Here is a 14,578-nt window from a genome sequence, read left to right as displayed (position 1 = left end):
GCCCTGGCCGACGCGCTCGACGAGCTGACGAAACGCTTCGGCGACGATCCGGCCGCCTGGCGCTGGGGCGCGGCCCATGTCGCCGAGATGCGGCATCCGATCCTGCGCTTCCTGCCGGTCGTCGGCGGCATGGTCGCCATCACGCCACCGGTCGGGGGCGGCGACGATACGCTGCTGCGCGGGGCCATGCGCTTCTCGGGCTCGGGCGAGCCCTATGCCAGCGTCCATGGCGCCGGCTTTCGCGCGGTCTACGACCTTGGCGACCTCGGCCGCTCGCGCTTCATGATCGCCACCGGCCAGTCGGGCAATCCCTATTCGCCCCATTGGTCCGACATGGCGCCCCTGTGGGCCGGGGACAAATATGTCGAGATCCCGCTTTCGCCGGAGGCGATCGACGGCGACCGCCGCGGTTTGTCGCCATCTGAGTGACCATGGTCATAGTCTGATCGCATTTTGCTGCATAAGCTAAGGACACAGTAAGCAACAAGGGGATCAACGTGGCGGGTGGACGGCTCGACAGTTTGAGGGGAGCGGCGCTGCTGGCGGCGATTGCTGCCCTGCCGTCGGCCGTCGAAGCCAAGTCGCTGGATGCCGTCGCCGTCGTCAACGGCCGCCTGACCGGCAATATCAATGGCGTCATGATCGATGCCCGTGATCTTGTCGGCAACAGCTTCGAGGAAGGGCTTCTGACCTATTCCATCGTCGACGCGGCCCATGATCCCTTCCTGCCCGGGCTCTGGCGCTATCGCATCACCTGGAAAGCGGGGGGTAGCCGCGACTGGAGCGCCTTGTGCCGCAATTCGCGCGGCTCGACCGGCTGGGCCTATGCGGTGCCCGGCGAAGATGGCCCCCATTTCGTCTGCGAAGATACCGACATGGCGGTCTGTTTCGCCAAGGCCAATGGCCTGTCGGCCCAGCGCGCCGTCGCGCTTTGTCTCGGAAATTGAGGATTTCCGCCCCTTTGCGATGCAAGAGGGCTTGCCGCATTGCGGCAATTTCATGAACACTGATCGCGGGTGGACCTGCCCCCGCGGTCAAGGAGTGTCGTCATGAATGCTGAAACCTCACCCCTCAAGTTTTCCCATGTGAAGGAGGGCGACACGCCCTTCGTCAGCGAAGGTCTGCGCGACTTCTTCCTCTATCGGGACCTGGGCATCACGGCGGCGACCGGCGGCAAGGTCATCGCCCAGCTGGTCAAGGCCAACATGGCGCCGGAAGCCGGCACCGGCTGGCACCGCCATGTCGCGGATTTTCATATCGTCATCATGCTGAAGGGCTGGGCCCGCTTCATGTATGAGGACAAGGACACGCTGGTCGAGGCCGGCGACTGCGTGCACCAGCGCCCGGGCATCACCCATTACCTGTATGACTATTCGCCCGACATGGAATATCTGGAGATCGTCGGCCCGGCGGATTTCGCCACGGTCGATGTCGAAGGCCCCTGCGCCGTGCCTGTCCCCAAGGGCTGGTAAGACCGTCCGGCGGCCCGGCAGATCAGTCTGCCGGGCGCCTCGTGTCCGGTATCAGAGGCTGGCGTTCAGGCGTGCCAGCGCATCCGCCAGTTTCGCGCGCAGCCTGCCCGCGTCCTCGGCCCGCTCGCGCTGTTCCTCGATCACTTCGGGCGCGGCCTTGGCGATGAAGCCGGCGTTGTTCAGTTTGCCCGTGATCTTGGCCAGTTCCTGATCCGCCTTGCCGATTTCCTTTTCCAGCCGCTTCTTCTCGGCCGCGATGTCGATGACATCGCCCAGCGGCAGCGCCGCCGTGGTGCCGCCGACGACGAGCTGGACCGAGCCCTTGGGCGCGGCATCGGCGAAGGATATCGCCGAGAGACGGGCGAGGCGCGCGATCAGCTCGCCATGGCGCTCCACCCGGCCCTGGGCAACAGCATCGGCGGCGACCAGCACCAGATCGAGCTTGGCGCCCGCGGGCACGTTGGATTCGGCGCGGAGCGCGCGGATCTCGGTCACGAGGTCGATCACCCACTGCACCTCGGCATCGGCGGCGCTATCCGCGATCGCGGGATCGACCACCGGCCAGGGCGCCAGCACGAGGTCGCTGGCCCGGGCCAGGCCCGCCGTCTCGGCCGTCTTCGCCCACAGCTCCTCGGTGATGAAGGGCATGAAGGGATGCAGAAGGGCCAGGATACGGTCGAGGACATGGGCGGCGACCGCCCGCGTCTCGGCCTTCACCACCTCGTCCGTGCCGTTCAGCAGCGGCTTGACCAGTTCGAGATACCAGTCGCAGAAAGTGCCCCAGACGAACTGATAGACGCCGAGCGCCGCCTCATTGAAGCGATAGGCTTCGATCGCGGCGACGACGCCCGCCGTCGCCCGCTCCGCCTCGCCCAGAAGCCAGCGGTTGATGATGTTGGTGACGGTCGCGGGGTCGAAGCCGGGCACGATCCGGCATTCGTTCATCTCGCAGAAACGCGCCGCATTCCACAGCTTCGTCGTGAAGTTGCGATAGCCCTCGACCCGCTGGGTCGACAGCTTGATGTCGCGGCCCTGGGCCGCCATGGCGGCCAGGGTGAAGCGCAGCGCGTCGGCGCCATATTTCTCGATGAGGTCGAGGGGATCGATCACGTTCCCCTTCGACTTCGACATCTTCTGCCCCTTCTCGTCGCGGACGAGGGCATGGATGTAGACCGTGTGGAACGGCACTTCCTTCATGAAATGCAGGCCCATCATCATCATCCGGGCGACCCAGAAGAAGATGATGTCGAAGCCGGTCACCAGCACGTCGGTCTTGTAGTGACGCTTCAGGACCTCGGTCTCCTCGGGCCAGCCGAGGGTCGAGAAGGGCCACAGCGCCGAGGAGAACCAGGTGTCGAGCACGTCCTCGTCGCGGGTCAGCGAGACTTGCGCGCCGTAATGGGCGGCGGCGGCGGCCAGCGCTTCCGCCTCCGTTTCCTCGACGAAGACATGGCCGTCCGGTCCGTACCAGGCCGGGATCTGATGGCCCCACCACAGCTGACGCGACACGCACCAGGGCTGGATGTTGTTCATCCATTCGAAATAGGTCTTGTCCCAGTTCTTCGGGACAAAGACCGTGTCGCCCTGCTCCACCGCCTTGATCGCCGGCTGGGCCAGGGTCTTGGCGTCGACATACCACTGGTCGGTCAGCATCGGCTCGATGACGACGCCGGAGCGGTCACCGAAGGGCTGCATCAGGACATGGTCCTTGACCTCGACAAGGAATCCCTGGATTTCGAGATCTTCGACGATGCGCTTCCGCGCCTCGAACCGGTCGAGACCGCGATAGGCCTCGGGAATGAAAGCCTCGTCGACGATCCTGGCGTGGATGTCGAGCACGGCGATCTGTTCGAGATTGTTGCGCTTGCCGACCTCGAAATCGTTGAAGTCATGGGCCGGGGTGATCTTCACCGCGCCCGTGCCCTTCTCGGGATCGGAATAGGTATCGGCAACGACGGGAATGCGCCGGCCGGTCAACGGCAGGATCACGAATTTGCCGACCAGATCCTTGTAACGCTCGTCGTCCGGATGGACCGCGACGCCGCTGTCGCCCAGCATGGTTTCGGGCCGCGTGGTCGCGACCACGATCGACTGCTCGCTGCCCTCGACCGGATAGCGGATGTGCCACATGTGACCCTTGGTTTCCCGGCTCTCGACCTCGAGATCGGAAATCGCGGTCAGGAAATGCGGGTCCCAGTTGACCAGCCGCTTGTCCTTGTAAAGCAGACCCTGGCGGTGGAGCGTGACGAAGACCCGGCGCACGGCCGCCGACAGGCCCTCGTCCATGGTGAAGCGCTCGCGGCTCCAGTCGCAGGACGCGCCGAGGCGGCGCAACTGGCGGGTGATGGTGCCGCCCGAGACTTCCTTCCAGGCCCAGACCCGGCGGATGAATTCCTCGCGGCCCAGTTCGCGCCGGCCGACATTCTCGCCCGACTGGGCCAGTTGGCGTTCCACCACCATCTGGGTCGCGATGCCGGCATGATCGGTGCCCGGTTGCCACAGCACGTCGCGGCCGCGCATCCGCTCGAAGCGGCACAGGATATCCTGCAGCGTGTTGTTCAGGGCATGGCCCATGTGCAGGCTGCCGGTCACGTTCGGCGGCGGAATCACGATGGTGAAGGGCTCGCCTTCCGCGTTCCGCCCGGCCTTGAAGGCGCCGGACGCCTCCCAGGCCGCATAGAGCCGGGGTTCGGTTTCCTGGGGATCGTAAGTCTTGTCGAGCATGATCGAATCTTGAATGAAAGGGCCCCGTCGCCCGGGCGAGGCTATGATGCCTCACCGCGACGGAGCGAGGGCCGGCATCACGCCGGCCGATACAGGATCAGAGCGAACCGCGGCCGGTGATGCGGGCCAGTTCCTCGGCGACCGCCCGTTCTACGATGGCGGGCAGATGGGCGTCCAGCCAGGCTTTCAGCATGGGACGCATCAGATCTTCCGCCACCTGTTCGACGGTGCGGCCATCACCGACCGGCTCATGCGACGAAACGGAAGGACGGGCGGCATCGGCCACCTGGGCGAAAGCATTGCGCGCCTGATTCGCGATCGGTGTTGAAACCAGCGGCTCGCGGGGCGGCGGGGCACTCGACATCGGCATGTCCTCTTGCGCGGCCGAAGAGGCCGGCGGAACGGGGGTGTCGGCTTCGACGAAATTGTCGAGCGGCGAGTCATCGGGGACAATCGGGGGCGCCACCGGCACCGGCGGCGGCACGACGGCGCGGACCGGCTCGGCCTCCCGGGCCTCATGGGGCGGCAGCGATACGACGCTGCCGTCATCCGCCACCATTTCCGTCAGGTCCAGCACGGCGGCGGCCATCGCCGGATCGGCGGGCTCAGCCTCCCTGCCCTCGCCTTCCTCCGCGATGATGCGGCGGATCGAGGCCAGGATATCTTCCATCGACGGGTCGGCGGCACCTTTCGCCGCGTCGCCGTCCCGCTTCAACTCTTCGCTCATTCCAAGTCCCTGCCGCCCGGGGCAACCCCTGTAACCGCCAAAACTACGTTACACGGCTGCCGATGGGAAGGGGGCGGCGCAGGCGACCACACCGGGACCGGGGTCCCGATCAGTCGTAGCCGAACCAGCGGCCCCGGCTCTTGTCGTAATGGGCCAGCGGATCGTAGCGATCGCCCGCCAGATTGAGGTTTTCGGCGGTCAGCCGGCCGACAGCCGAGAGCAGCGAAAAGGCGGCCGAATATTCGGTGCCCTGGGCCCGGACCAACGCGACATTGGAATTGAGCAATTCCCGCTCGGCGTCGAGCACGTCGAGCACGGTGCGCGAGCCGACGGCCGATTCCTGACGCACGCCTTCAAGCGCCAGCGTGTTGGCGGCCACCGCCTGCTTCTGGGATTCGATCACCGCGCGGGCGGCGCGCAGCTGGTCCAGCGCGTTGGACGCGCCCTCGACCACCGAACGCTGCGTCGCCGAGACTTCGGAAAGACGCTGGCTGGCGGTCTGCTGATTCTGCCGGATGGTCGCGTATTCGGAACCGGACTGATAAAGCGGCACGGAAACCTGCAGCTCGATCAGGGCATCATCGGTCCGGTCGACGCTGACGCTCTGATCCTGGGCCCGGGCGATCTGACCGTGCAGGCTGACCTGCGGCAGAATCGTGCTGCGGGCGATGTCGATACCGTCACGGGCGGCTGCCTCGGCATAGCGGGCGGCGTTCAGATCCGGATTCTCGGCCAGCGCGATCGCGCGGGCCTCATCGAGGCTGGGCGGCAGCGGCGGCAGCGGCGGCAGGGCCTGCAGCGTGCCGGGAGGCGCGCCCACCGCCCGTTCGTAATTCTGCCGGGCCTGGTTCAGATCCGATTCGGCGCCCTTCAGCTGCGACACCGCCTCGGCGAGGCGGGCTTCCGACTGGGCGACGTCCGTCCTGGTCAATTCGCCGACGCGGAAACGATCGCGGGAGGCGTCGAGTTCGCGCTGCAGGACCTGGACGTTCTTCTCGTTCAGCGAGACCACGGCCTGATTCGTGATGATGCTGACATAGGACTGGACGACGGACAGCAGAACGCTCTGCTCCGTCGACTTCAGCTGAGCCCGGCCGGCCAGGACCTGATTGTCGGCGGCACTGGTTTCAGCAAGGGTGCGCCCCCCACGATAGATCGGCTGGGTGCCCGACAGGGCGACGGACCAGGGATTGAGATCTGTATTGACCTTCACGCCGCCCGGCACCGTGTTTTCCTGGGTCTCGAAACCGCCGGAGCCGGAAATCGTCACCGTCGGACGCCAGCCGGACAGCGCCTTGGCGATTTCCTCGTCGGTCGCGCGGAGGGCGGCCCGCTGCGCATCCAGAGTCGGATTGCTCGCATAGGCGGTCGCCAGGGCGTCGTTCAGGGTTTCGGCGAAGGCCGGCGTACCGCCAACGATCGCCATCAGCGCCACGAGACTTACCAAACGCTTAGCCATCTTCACCGTCCTGCCCTTGCTGCCTTCCGGGTCGGAAGCAATGGACTTCAAAATACAGGGACCACCCGGCGATGACAATCAAGGCCGGATAGCGACAGATGCATAGAATGAATGTTCATTCTAGCGGGCAGTCAAGCGTGATTTGAACCGGACGAGGCTCGCCAGCCATGCCCGCCGTCAATACCTCGCCATTCCCGGCGCTGCGACCTGCGCCCAGCGGTCGATTCCACCCGTCAGATTGATGGCGCCGTCGACGCCCTGCGCCCGCAGCCACAGGGTGGCCTGCATGCTGCGCATGCCATGGTGGCAGACCACCACGACCTCCTGGCCCTCGGCGACGGCTTCCGCGTCGAAACGGCGGGACAATTCACCAAGGGGGATGTTCATCGACGCTTCAAGGCTGCAGATCTCGAATTCCCAGGGCTCGCGCACATCGAGGATGAACGGCCGATCCCCGGCGGACAAGCGCTCGGCCAGGGCTTCCACATCGATCTGCAGCGCGCCCATGTCTTCAGAACACGAAGGCGGCGGGGCGGGCGAAACCGGGCAATGCCGGCGTCGCCGCGTCGAACAGCGGCCGGCGGCCGACGATACCGCCAACCTTGGTATAGAGCGTGGCGACGCCGATCGGACCGTCGCGGAGCACGGCGATCAGCCGGCCGCCTTCCGCCAACTGGGCGAACAGCGCCGCCGGCACCTCGGGCACCGACGCTTCGATCAGCACGACGTCATAGGGCGCCGCCGCGGCATGGCCCCTGGCCATGTCGCCGACCACGACCGTGACATTGCCAAGGCCGAGAGCCGCGATCGCCGCCTTCGCCTTGTCGGCGAGGCCAGCTTCGGCCTCGAGGGCGACGACCTTGCCCGCCAGATGGGCGAGCACGGCGGCGGTGTAGCCCGAGCCGGCGCCGAGATCGAGCACCGTGTCACCCGGATTGATCGCCGCTTCCTGCAACATGCGGGCAAAGACCCGCGGCTCGACCAGATAACGGCCGCCACCGATGTTCAGATCCTCGTCGACATAGGCGACGGACTTCAGGGCCTCCGGCACGAAGTCCTCCCGCGGCACCGCGAGCAGCGCCTGATGGACGCGGCCATCGGTGACCTTGTTCGTCTTGATCTGGCTTTCCAGCATCAGGCGACGGAGGGCTGCGAAATCGGCCATGACTGTGATCCGGTTCAATGATGATCCATGACTTATACGAGGTCGCCCCTCGGCTTTCAACGTATGCGGCGGTGCGAAATGGCGTCGCGTCCGGTTCCGGTCGGTTGCGTTGATCGAAGCGGTCTGCTATATCCCCCGCTCTCTGCGGGGCGACGTGGCGGAATGGTTACGCAGCGGACTGCAAATCCGTGTATACCGGTTCGATTCCGGTCGTCGCCTCCAGAGAGAATTGCACAAAGGCCTTTGCTTCGAGACGAATCGACGGTATAAGGCCGACCTCCGCTTCGGCGGGAACAGTTTTGTCGGTTTGACCGACTGTTCCTCGGTAGCTCAGCGGTAGAGCAACCGGCTGTTAACCGGTTGGTCGCTGGTTCGAATCCGGCCCGGGGAGCCAAATTGAAACCCCGCATCGTGGTGCGCGTCACCCGGTGCGGGGTTTTCTTTTTATGGCCCCCTCCCCTTCTCTCAATCATGCCTTGCCCGATCGCCGCAAGACGAACAGGTGATTCCCCGCCGCGCGGCAGGAACTCGTGCCGCGCCTGCCGGGACCGCGCATGAAGAAAGAAAGATACGAAGGCTGGGCCGGGAAACAAAAAAGCCGCCCCCGAAGGGACGGCTTCTTGTTTCGTGGTGGCGCGAGTGGCGGGGCTCGAACCCGTGACCTCCGGCGTGACAGGCCGGCGCTCTAACCAACTGAGCTACACCCGCGTAACCAGCGAAGGTCGCCCTTTTAGCGGTGCGTCCGATTCGTGTCAAAGACTGAAATCACCTTGCGGCGACATTTCCCCGGACCCCGCCGGAAAGCCCTTCGGCCATGAAAAAAGGCCGCCCCGGAGGGCGACCTTTTTTCCATCATCTTCGTGGTGGCGCGAGTGGCGGGGCTCGAACCCGTGACCTCCGGCGTGACAGGCCGGCGCTCTAACCAACTGAGCTACACCCGCGTAACCAGCGAAGGCGGTCCTTTTATGCTGCGGCATCATGGGTGTCAAGCGACTTTCACCGCCTGGCGACCTTGCCTTCGCGACAAAGACCGGAAACGACATGGTGGGCGATGACGGGATCGAACCGCCGACATCCTCGGTGTAAACGAGATGCTCTACCGCTGAGCTAATCGCCCCTGTCCATGCCGGGCACCGGATCGCAGGGACCCGGAAAGAGGACCGGCCGCGCCCGAAGGTGCGGCCGGCAACAGAAGTCCTGGCGGCCGGCGGCTGCCGGTCGCGTCGAACCTCAGTTCAGCGCGTCCTTCAGGCCCTTGCCCGGACGGAATTTCGGCTGCACCGACGCCGGGATCTCGATCTTTTCGCCCGTGCGCGGATTGCGACCTTCGGAAGCCGCGCGCTTCACGGCGTCGAAAGTACCGAAGCCGACCAGACGCACATCGTCGCCCGTCTTCAGCGCGTTGGTGATCGCCTCGAAAACGGCGTCGACGGCGCGACCCGCGTCCGCCTTGGAAAGACCGGCCGAGTCAGCGACTGCCGCGATGAGATCGTTCTTATTAGCCACTCTCGCCCCCTTGATGAGGTTGTTCGTTCCGGCCGAAATGCCCGCCGGAATCGCCGCGATCTTAAGAGCCGTCCCATAGGGCGTCAAAGCAAAAAACCGAGGATTTCCGCCATTCTGAACGCCTAAAAAAAAGCCGCCGGCACATTTGTCGTGTGCCGGCGGCGTGCATTTGTGCATTCAGGTCAATGCGTGACCAGCGTATCCACGTCCGCCTTCACTTCGGCGGCGGGCTGAGCCTCCGGCGGCGGGGCCCATTCGATCGGCTCGACCGGCCGGGTCAGGGCCCTCGCCAGGACTTCGTCCACCGTGCTGACCGGCACGATCTCGAGCCCGGCCTTCACATTGTCCGGAATCTCGGCCAGGTCCTTCTCGTTGTCCTTCGGGATCAGCACCGTCTTGATGCCGCCCCGCAGGGCCGCCAGGAGCTTTTCCTTCAGGCCGCCGATCGGGAACACCCGGCCGCGCAGCGTGATCTCGCCGGTCATGGCGATGTCGCGCCGCACCGGGATCTGGGTCAGCACCGAGACGATCGAGGTCGCCATGCCGACACCGGCCGAGGGGCCGTCCTTCGGGGTTGCCCCTTCCGGCACATGGACATGGATATCGCTCTTCTCGAAGGCCGTCGGCTTGATGCCGAAGGAAGCCGCCCGGCTGCGAACATAGGAAGTCGCCGCCGAGATCGATTCCTGCATCACGTCGCCGAGCTTGCCGGTGGTGGTCACCTTGCCCTTGCCGGGCAGCAGCACGGATTCGATCTGCAGCAACTCGCCGCCAACTTCGGTCCAGGCCAGGCCCGTCACCACGCCGATCTGATCTTCCTCGTCGATCTCGCCGAAGCGGAAACGCTTCACGCCGGCATATTTCTCGAGGTTCTCGGACGTGACCGTGATCGCGGCGACGCCGTCCTGCAGGATCTCGCGGATCGCCTTTCTTGTCAGATTGGCGATTTCGCGCTCGAGGCTGCGCACGCCCGCTTCGCGGGTGTAGTAGCGCACGAGGTCGCGCAGGGCTTCGTCGGTGATCGCCCACTCGCCCTTCTTCAGGCCGTGTTCCTTCACCTGCTTGTCGATCAGGTGCCGCTTCGCGATCTCGACCTTCTCATCTTCCGTGTAACCGGCGATGCGGATGATCTCCATGCGGTCCAGCAACGGCTGCGGCATCCGCAGCGAGTTGGCCGTGGTCACGAACATCACATCCGACAGATCGTAGTCCACTTCGAGATAGTGGTCGGCGAAGGTCGCGTTCTGTTCGGGATCCAGCACCTCGAGGAGAGCCGACGACGGATCGCCCCGGAAGTCCTGGCCGAGCTTGTCGATCTCGTCCAGCAGGAACAGCGGGTTGGACGCCTTGGCCTTCTTCATCGCCTGGATGATCTTGCCGGGCATCGAGCCAATGTAGGTCCGCCGATGACCGCGGATCTCGGCCTCGTCACGCACGCCGCCCAGCGACATGCGGATGAACTGCCGCCCCGTCGCCCTGGCGATCGACTTGCCGAGCGAGGTCTTGCCAACGCCGGGAGGACCGACGAGGCACAGGATCGGCCCCTTCACCTTGGTCGCGCGCTGCTGCACGGCCAGATATTCGAGGATGCGTTCCTTGACCTTCTCGAGACCATAGTGATCCGTGTCGAGAACCTTCTGGGCCTCGCGGATGTCCTTCTTGACCTTGGACTTCTTACCCCACGGAATCGACAGCAGCCAGTCGAGGTAGTTGCGGACCACCGTCGCCTCGGCCGACATCGGGGACATCGAGCGCAGCTTCTTGATCTCGGCCATCGCCTTTTCGTTCGCTTCCTTCGAGAGCTTGGTCTTCTTGACCCGCTCCTCGATCTCGGCGACTTCGTCGCGGCCTTCCTCGCCCTCGCCCAGTTCCTTCTGAATGGCCTTCATCTGCTCATTCAGATAGTACTCGCGCTGGGTCTTCTCCATCTGGCGCTTCACGCGGCTGCGGATCTTCTTCTCGACCTGCAGCACGCCGATCTCGCCTTCCATCAGGCCGTAGACCTTCTCCAGGCGCTCGGAAACCGTGGTGATTTCCAGCACTTCCTGCTTGTCGGCAACCTTGGTCGCGAGATGCGAGGCGACGGTATCGGCCAGTTTCGACGGATCGTCGATCTGGTTGACCGAAACGAGAACCTCGGGCGGGACCTTCTTGTTCAGCTTCACATATTGCTCGAACTGGGAAACGACCGAGCGCGCGAGGGCGTCAACCTCGTGCTTGTCGCTGTCCTCGTCCGGCACGGACACGGCACGGGCCTGGAAGAAGGCTTCGTTCTCGACGAAGTCGACGATGCGCGCGCGCGATCCGCCCTCGACCAGCACCTTCACGGTGCCGTCCGGCAGTTTCAGCAGTTGCAGGACAGAAGCGATGGTGCCGACGTCATAGACGTCCTTTTCCGTCGGATTGTCCTGGGCGGCGTTGCGCTGGGCGACGAGCAGGATCTGCTTGTCGTCCTTCATCACATCTTCAAGGGCCTTGACCGACTTTTCGCGCCCGACGAACAACGGCACGATCATGTGCGGAAAGACGACGATGTCCCGCAGGGGCAGAACCGCATAAACCTGGGCGTCGCCTTGCTCGGTTTTATTGCTCATGGGCTGTCTTTCAGAATGGGCCGAAGCAGGACCGGCCCGAGAGCGGCACCGATCCCGTCGCCCGCAGGGGGGACAGACTTCTCGCCGCCTTCAGGGTGACCATCTGGCGGCTTGAATTATTAACGATGTGAGGGTGCCGGCGCCCCCATTCAAGGGGGGCGCCGATCAGGATGGGGAATGCGAGGCCCTCAGGCACCGCTCGCCTTGTCTTCGCGCCGCTCCGCGTAGGAATAGAGCGGGCGGGCCCGGCCATCGACGACCTCGGCATTGACCACGACTTCCTCGACACCGTCGAGGGTCGGCAGCTCGAACATGGTCTCGAGCAGGATCTGCTCCATGATCGAGCGCAGACCACGGGCACCGGTCTTGCGGGCGATCGCCCGGCGGGCGACGGCCTTCAGCGCATCCTCGGTGAAGGACAGCTTGGTGTTCTCCATGTCGAAGAGACGCTGGTACTGCTTGAGCAGTGCGTTCTTCGGCACCGAGAGAATTTCCACCAGCGCCTCTTCCGAGAGGTCGTTCAGCGTGGCGAGCACCGGCAGGCGGCCGACGAATTCCGGGATCAGGCCGAATTTCAGCAGATCCTCGGGTTCGACATCCTTCAGGATCTCGCCGGTGCCCCGATCGTCCGGCCCCTTCACCTCGGCGCCGAAGCCGATCGACTTGCCCTGGCGACGGCCGGCGATGATCCGCTCGAGCCCGGCGAAGGCGCCGCCGCAGATGAACAGGATGTTGGTCGTGTCCACCTGCAGGAACTCCTGCTGCGGATGCTTGCGACCGCCCTGGGGCGGCACGCTCGCGACCGTGCCTTCCATGATCTTCAGCAGGGCCTGCTGCACACCCTCGCCCGAGACGTCGCGGGTGATCGACGGGTTGTCGGACTTGCGGCTGATCTTGTCGACTTCGTCGATGTAGACGATGCCGCGCTGCGCCCGCTCGACATTGTAGTCGGCGGACTGGAGCAGCTTGAGGATGATGTTCTCCACATCCTCGCCGACATAACCGGCCTCGGTCAGGGTCGTCGCATCCGCCATGGTGAAGGGCACGTCGAGGATGCGGGCAAGGGTCTGGGCCAGCAACGTCTTGCCGCAGCCGGTCGGGCCGATCAGCAGGATGTTGGACTTGGCCAGCTCGACGTCATTGCTCTTCGACGCGTGGCTGAGGCGCTTGTAGTGGTTGTGGACGGCGACCGACAGGACGCGCTTGGCGTGGAACTGACCGATCACGTAATCGTCCAGCACGCGGCAGATGTCCTGCGGGGTCGGAACCCCGTCACGGGTCTTCACGAGGGCCGACTTGTGCTCCTCGCGAATGATGTCCATGCACAGCTCGACACATTCATCGCAGATGAAAACGGTCGGGCCGGCAATGAGCTTGCGCACCTCGTGCTGGCTCTTTCCGCAGAAAGAGCAGTACAGGGTGTTCTTGGAGTCGCTGCCGCTGAGCTTGGTCATCTTCACTCCATCCCATTCCCCGCGCCCGAATGCTAAAAGCCTTTTTGTGCATCGCACAAGGGGCTTTCACCACCGGGGACGGCGAGCGCCGATTGCGCCAGTTCCTTGGCGCGGCGACGGACCGGCCCGACGGGGCACGAGTCAGGCACCGCTCCGGTGCCAGCCATGATCGATACGAGCATGGCTAACGGCTACCTATCAAGTCATGTTTACGTTCGAAGACATTGCTTCCAGGTAAACAATCCAACCGCAACGGGGCGAAAACCAGCCGTCGGCCCTCGCCCCGCCCATTTGCGTCAGGCCGCCGCCTTGTCCGCCTCGGGATCGGGCCGGGCGGTGAAGACCTGATCGATCAGGCCGAAATCCTTGGCCTGGTCGGCGGTCATGAAGTTGTCGCGTTCCAGCGCCTGCTCGATCTTCTCGACCGGCTGGCCGGTGTGCTGAACATAGATTTCGTTCAGCCGCTTGCGCAGGGCGAGAATCTCGCGCGCCTGGATTTCGATGTCGGTCGCCTGACCCTGGGCGCCACCCGACGGCTGATGCACCATGATGCGCGAATTCGGCAGCGCGATCCGCATCCCCGGCGCGCCCGCCGCCAGCAGCAGCGAGCCCATGGAACACGCCTGACCGAAGCACACGGTCGAGACCTTCGGCTTGATGTACTGCATCGTGTCGTAAATGCCGAGGCCCGAAGTGACGACGCCGCCCGGCGAATTGATATAGAGGGCGATATCCTTCTTGGGGTTCTCGGCTTCAAGGAACAGCAGCTGCGCCGTGATCAGCGACGAGACCGCATCATTCACCGGGCCGACCAGGAAAATGATGCGCTCCTTGAGCAGACGGGAATAGATGTCGAAGGCCCGCTCGCCCCTCGCCGTCTGTTCGACCACCATGGGCACCAGGGTGTTCATGGTGAATTCGTACGGATCCTTCATCATCATGTCGTCTCCTGTCCCTGCCCCAGATATGAACGGCCGAATCTGAACGGCAGGGCTATGCCTAACGGTTAGCATCTGTCGATGCTTCGTGGCAATTTCAAGAACGGGGGGCAAGGGCACGCAAGCGAAAGCCGCAGGGCCGCCAGCGCCGGACGCAGGGGTCAGTTCCCCGTCTCGTCACTCCGGCGAAGGCCGGAGTCTCGGGACGAGATCGCGCCCCTGTCGTCGCGAGGCTCCGGCCTTCGCCGGAGCGACGAGGGCTTGGATTAATTCCCAGACTCTTGGCGAAGAGGATGACCACTTCTCAGCATAAAAACGAAATCATTTTTAGGTTTATTTGGATTAATTCCTATATCTTCTCGGATTGCATAAAGCAAATCAGTCAATAATTTGTCATGCACGTCAGGTTCCCTTAGAGCCTGACCCAAAAGCCTATTGCGCCCGGCAGGGTTGTGTGATTCACCGAATCCGTCGGCTTGACGGAGGTGATTTGTGGCGTGGACGGATGAGCATCGGGCGGCCTATCGGCGCGAGGGCGG

General features: G+C 64.3%; 12 protein-coding genes and 5 tRNA genes. 5 read left to right on the top strand and 12 right to left on the bottom strand.

What is annotated here, in order from left to right; translation table 11 throughout:
• The 3 genes from WAZ62_RS21265 to WAZ62_RS21255 form a co-directional block, all read left to right on the top strand.
• Positions 1-429, top strand: a 429-nt coding sequence (locus WAZ62_RS21265) for a penicillin acylase family protein (protein ID WP_422645530.1), incomplete at its 5' end; no start/stop codon positions are given.
• Positions 430-497: 68 nt separating this feature from the next.
• A complete protein-coding gene (locus WAZ62_RS21260; RefSeq protein ID WP_422645529.1) occupies positions 498-947 on the top strand; it encodes a hypothetical protein in 450 nt (149 codons plus the stop codon).
• Positions 948-1,049: 102 nt separating this feature from the next.
• Positions 1,050-1,472 (top strand): cupin domain-containing protein, encoded by a 423-nt coding sequence (locus WAZ62_RS21255; RefSeq protein ID WP_422645528.1) that lies wholly within the window; start codon positions 1,050-1,052, stop codon positions 1,470-1,472.
• 51 nt (positions 1,473-1,523) lie between these two features.
• Here WAZ62_RS21255 and WAZ62_RS21250 read toward each other — a convergent pair whose 3' ends face one another.
• The 5 genes from WAZ62_RS21250 to WAZ62_RS21230 all read right to left on the bottom strand — a co-directional run bounded on the left by WAZ62_RS21250 (position 1,524) and on the right by WAZ62_RS21230 (position 7,547).
• Positions 1,524-4,196, bottom strand: coding sequence for a valine--tRNA ligase (locus WAZ62_RS21250; protein WP_422645527.1), 2,673 nt, complete (start codon positions 4,194-4,196; stop codon positions 1,524-1,526).
• A gap of 97 nt (positions 4,197-4,293) precedes the next feature.
• On the bottom strand, positions 4,294-4,923 hold the full coding sequence (locus tag WAZ62_RS21245) for a DUF2497 domain-containing protein (RefSeq protein ID WP_422645526.1): 630 nt from the start codon (positions 4,921-4,923) through the stop codon (positions 4,294-4,296).
• Between the two features lie 109 nt (positions 4,924-5,032).
• Entirely contained in the window at positions 5,033-6,382 is a 1,350-nt protein-coding gene (locus WAZ62_RS21240; protein WP_422645525.1) for a TolC family outer membrane protein, read from the bottom strand.
• Between the two features lie 177 nt (positions 6,383-6,559).
• Positions 6,560-6,889: a rhodanese-like domain-containing protein gene (locus WAZ62_RS21235; RefSeq protein ID WP_422645524.1), complete on the bottom strand. Its 330-nt coding sequence runs from the start codon at positions 6,887-6,889 to the stop codon at positions 6,560-6,562.
• Positions 6,890-6,893: 4 nt separating this feature from the next.
• Positions 6,894-7,547, bottom strand: coding sequence for a protein-L-isoaspartate O-methyltransferase family protein (locus tag WAZ62_RS21230; protein WP_422645522.1), 654 nt, complete (start codon positions 7,545-7,547; stop codon positions 6,894-6,896).
• 148 nt (positions 7,548-7,695) lie between these two features.
• Between WAZ62_RS21230 and WAZ62_RS21225 the strand changes: the two genes are divergently transcribed.
• A tRNA-Cys gene (locus WAZ62_RS21225) sits at positions 7,696-7,769 on the top strand.
• Positions 7,770-7,866: 97 nt separating this feature from the next.
• Positions 7,867-7,941 (top strand) — tRNA-Asn (locus tag WAZ62_RS21220).
• Positions 7,942-8,178: 237 nt separating this feature from the next.
• On the opposite strand, the gene WAZ62_RS21215 is transcribed toward WAZ62_RS21220, so the two are convergent.
• The 7 genes from WAZ62_RS21215 to clpP all read right to left on the bottom strand — a co-directional run bounded on the left by WAZ62_RS21215 (position 8,179) and on the right by clpP (position 14,036).
• A tRNA-Asp gene (locus WAZ62_RS21215) sits at positions 8,179-8,255 on the bottom strand.
• Positions 8,256-8,411: 156 nt separating this feature from the next.
• Positions 8,412-8,488, bottom strand: a tRNA-Asp gene (locus tag WAZ62_RS21210).
• A gap of 101 nt (positions 8,489-8,589) precedes the next feature.
• Positions 8,590-8,664, bottom strand: a tRNA-Val gene (locus WAZ62_RS21205).
• Positions 8,665-8,777: 113 nt separating this feature from the next.
• On the bottom strand, positions 8,778-9,053 hold the full coding sequence (locus WAZ62_RS21200; RefSeq protein ID WP_422645532.1) for an HU family DNA-binding protein: 276 nt from the start codon (positions 9,051-9,053) through the stop codon (positions 8,778-8,780).
• 182 nt (positions 9,054-9,235) lie between these two features.
• Positions 9,236-11,647 carry an endopeptidase La gene (lon, locus tag WAZ62_RS21195; protein WP_422645521.1) on the bottom strand — a complete coding sequence of 804 codons (2,412 nt, stop codon included), beginning with the start codon at positions 11,645-11,647 and terminating at the stop codon, positions 9,236-9,238.
• A 188-nt stretch (positions 11,648-11,835) separates the two neighbouring features.
• Positions 11,836-13,101: an ATP-dependent Clp protease ATP-binding subunit ClpX gene (gene clpX / locus WAZ62_RS21190; protein ID WP_422645520.1), complete on the bottom strand. Its 1,266-nt coding sequence runs from the start codon at positions 13,099-13,101 to the stop codon at positions 11,836-11,838.
• A 296-nt stretch (positions 13,102-13,397) separates the two neighbouring features.
• Entirely contained in the window at positions 13,398-14,036 is a 639-nt protein-coding gene (gene clpP, locus WAZ62_RS21185) for an ATP-dependent Clp endopeptidase proteolytic subunit ClpP (protein WP_422645531.1), read from the bottom strand.
• Positions 14,037-14,578 lie beyond the last annotated feature (542 nt).

The sequence above is a fragment of the Zavarzinia sp. genome (genome assembly GCF_049306435.1).
Classification (GTDB): domain Bacteria; phylum Pseudomonadota; class Alphaproteobacteria; order Zavarziniales; family Zavarziniaceae; genus Zavarzinia.
Note: the sequence above shows the minus strand (reverse complement) of the source record. Positions and strands in the feature narration are given on the sequence as shown.